General features: G+C 71.4%; 4 protein-coding genes. All 4 read left to right on the forward strand.

Annotated features, from left to right (window positions below; translation table 11 throughout):
- A partial coding sequence (locus ACTS11_RS11845) for a bifunctional enoyl-CoA hydratase/phosphate acetyltransferase (RefSeq protein ID WP_442640519.1) occupies positions 1 to 736 on the forward strand: 736 nt, incomplete at its 5' end.
- A gap of 15 nt (positions 737 to 751) precedes the next feature.
- The gene (locus ACTS11_RS11850) at positions 752 to 1,954 is read left to right on the forward strand and encodes an acetate/propionate family kinase (RefSeq protein ID WP_442640520.1); all 1,203 of its coding nucleotides are present in this window, start codon (positions 752 to 754) and stop codon (positions 1,952 to 1,954) included.
- Positions 1,951 to 2,604, forward strand: a complete 654-nt coding sequence (locus ACTS11_RS11855; RefSeq protein ID WP_442640521.1) for a CoA transferase subunit A — start codon at positions 1,951 to 1,953, stop codon at positions 2,602 to 2,604. Before ACTS11_RS11850 ends, ACTS11_RS11855 begins: the two co-directional genes overlap by 4 nt.
- 41 nt (positions 2,605 to 2,645) lie before the next feature.
- The coding region (locus ACTS11_RS11860) for a 3-oxoacid CoA-transferase subunit B (RefSeq protein WP_442640522.1) at positions 2,646 to 3,226 on the forward strand (581 nt) is incomplete at its 3' end.

Below are 3,226 nucleotides of genomic sequence, written 5' to 3' on the forward strand. Positions count from 1 at the left end.
GATCATCGCCGAGACGCGGCACGAAACCGCGGCGCGCATCGCCTGCGACCTGGTCAATGCCGGCCGCGCCGGTGCCGTCATGAAGGGCCACCTCCACACCGACGATCTCCTGCGGCCGATGCTCGAAAAGGCCACGGGCCTGCGGGCCGGGCGCCGGTTCACCCATGTGTTCGTCATGGACGTGCCGGGACAGGATCACCCGATCCTCGTCACCGACGCCGCGATCAACATCGCGCCCGACCTCGCCACCAAGGTCGACATCGTCCAGAACGCGATCGACCTCGCGCTGTCGATCGGGGTCGACGTGCCGCGGGTCGGCGTGCTCTCGGCGGTCGAGACGGTGAACCCGGCCATCGCGTCCTCGGTGGATGCCGCGCTCCTGTCCAAGATGGCCGACCGGGGGCAGATCCGCGGCGGGATGGTCGACGGACCGCTGGCGATGGACAACGCCGTGGACATCGGTGCGGCGCGGACCAAGGGCATCACCTCCGAGGTCGCCGGACGTGCGAACATCCTGGTGGTTCCCGGGCTCGATGCGGGCAACATGCTGGCCAAGCAGCTCGCCTATATCAGCCACGCCGAGGGCGCGGGGCTGGTCATGGGCGCGAGGGTGCCGGTGATCCTGAACTCCCGCTCCGACAGCGCGATGGCGCGGCTGGCCTCCTGCGCGGTGGCGGCCCTGCACCATGCGCGCAAGACGGGGTCCGCGCCCCCGGTCGCGGCGGCGGCCGAGTAGCGGGAGGCGCCGACGGTGACGACACGCGACGCAACGGCCGTTCTCACGCTGAACGCGGGCTCCTCTTCGCTCAAGATCGGCCTGTTCTCGGCGGCGCTCGAGGCGATGGCCTCGGGGCATGTCGACCGGATCGGCGGCGAGGGCAGCCTGACGCTCCGCCGGGCGGACGGTGCCCTCCTCGCCCTGCCCGACGGGGTAACGGCCGACTTCTCTGATCACGCGCGGTCGCTCGCCACAGCGATCGGCGCCCTCCGCGCCCTGTTTCCCGGGCTCGGGATCGCCGCCGTGGGACACCGGGTCGTGCATGGCGGGCCGGATCATCGCGGACCCATCGTGATCCGCGGCGACGCGCTGGCACGGCTGGCGGCGTTCGAGCCCTTCGCCCCGCTGCACCAGCCGCACAACCTCGCCGGCATCCGGGCGGCCATCGACGCCTTCCCTCACGCGGTGCAGGTCGCGTGCTTCGACACGGCCTTCCACCGCGGCCATCCCTTCGTGCACGACACCTTCGCGCTGCCCCGCGCGCTCTATGACAAGGGCGTGCGCCGCTACGGATTTCACGGTCTGAGCTACGACTACGTCTCCGGTGCGCTGGCCCGCGACTGGCCCGCGCTTGCCGGAGGCCGCGTGATCGTCGCCCATCTCGGCAACGGCGCGTCGATGTGCGCGATGAAGGCGGGACGGTCGGTCGCCTCGACCATGGGGTTCTCGGCGCTCGACGGCCTGCCCATGGGCACCCGCTGCGGGCAGCTCGACCCCGGCGTGGTGCTCTACCTGATGCAGCAGGAGGGCATGGACGCCGACGCGATCTCGGACCTGCTGTACCGCCGCTCGGGCCTCCTGGGCCTCTCCGACCTGTCGAACGACATGCGCCGGCTCGAGGCGTCCGACACGCCGGGCGCGCGCGAGGCGATCGACCATTTCGTCTTCCGCATCCAGCGCGAGATCGGCGGGCTGGCCGCGGCGCTGCGAGGTCTGGACGGCGTCGTCTTCTGCGGCGGCATCGGCGAGAACTCCCGCATGATCCGCGCCCGCGTCGCCGAGGGAATGGGCTGGCTCGGCATTCAGGTGGACCCCGGGCGCAACGCCGCGAACGGGCCGGTGATCTCGCCCGACGGCGCCCCCGTCACGGTCCTGACGATCCCCACCGACGAGGAAATCGTGATCGCGCGCGCGACCGCCGCGCTTTCGGCTCAGAAGGAACAGGTACCGGCATGAAACAGGCATTGAGACCCGAGGAGGCGGCGGAGCGCGTGCCGGACGGTGCCGTGCTGCTGATCGGCGGCTTCATGGGCGTGGGCTCGCCCCACCGGATGATCGACGCGCTGGTGGCGCGCGGCATCCGGGGCGTCACGATCGTCGCCAACGACACGGCGCGGCCCGGTCTGGGCATCGGCAAGCTGATCACGGCCGGGGCGGTGGCGCGGGTCGTGACCTCGCATATCGGCCTGAACCCCGAGACGCAGGCGAAGATGCTCGCCGGCGAGATCGAGGTCGATCTCGTGCCCCAGGGCACGCTGGTCGAGCGGATCCGGGCGGCCGGCGTCGGGCTCGGCGGCGTCCTGACGGCGACGGGCATCGGCACGGAGGTCGAGGCGGGCAAGCGGACGATCGAGATCGATGGCCGACGCTACCTGCTCGAGATGCCGATCCGCGGCGACTTCGCGCTGATCGCGGCACATCGGGCCGACTATGTCGGCAATCTCGAGTACTCGCTGACGGCGCACAATTTCAATCCGGTCATGGCCCTCGCGGCGGAGACGGTCATCGCCGAGGCCGAGACGATCGTGCCCGTGGGCGTGATCCCGCCCGACGCCGTGAAGACGCCGGGCGTGCTGGTCGATCAGCTGCTGGCCCGGGCCGCGTGAAGGAGGGTTGCGGGATGAAGGACCACGTTCAGGCCGCCGAGATGGACCCGAAGGAACGCATCGCGCGACGGGTGGCGCGCGAGATCGGGCCGGGGATGCTGGTCAATCTCGGCATCGGGCTGCCGTCGATGGTGGCCAACCACGTCCCGGCCGACCGGGGCGTCTTCTTCCAGGCGGAGAACGGGGTGATCGGCCTCGGCGCCCGCCCGCCCGAGGGGATGGAGGACAAGGACCTCACCGATGCGGGCGGCGGGTTCGTCACCGCCGTGCCGGGCGCCGCCTCGATCGACAGCGCGATCAGCTTCGGGCTGATCCGGGGCGGTCATCTGGACATGACGGTGCTCGGCGGGCTCGAGGTGGACGAGAAGGGCCACCTGGCCAACTGGAAGGTGCCCGGGCGGATGGTGCCCGGCATGGGCGGTGCGATGGACCTCGTGGCCGGGGCGCGGCGCGTGGTCGTCGCGATGCTGCACACCGCGCGCGGCGCCTCCAAGATCGTGCGGGTCTGCACCCTGCCGCTGACCGCCGCGCGGCGCGTCGATCTCATCGTGACCGACCTCGCGGTCATCCGCCCGTGGCCGGTACGCTCTGGCACCTGGATGGCGCCGTTCTGGAAAGCGGT

It is taken from the genome of Roseicyclus sp. (genome assembly GCF_052168335.1).
Lineage (GTDB): Bacteria > Pseudomonadota > Alphaproteobacteria > Rhodobacterales > Rhodobacteraceae > Roseibacterium.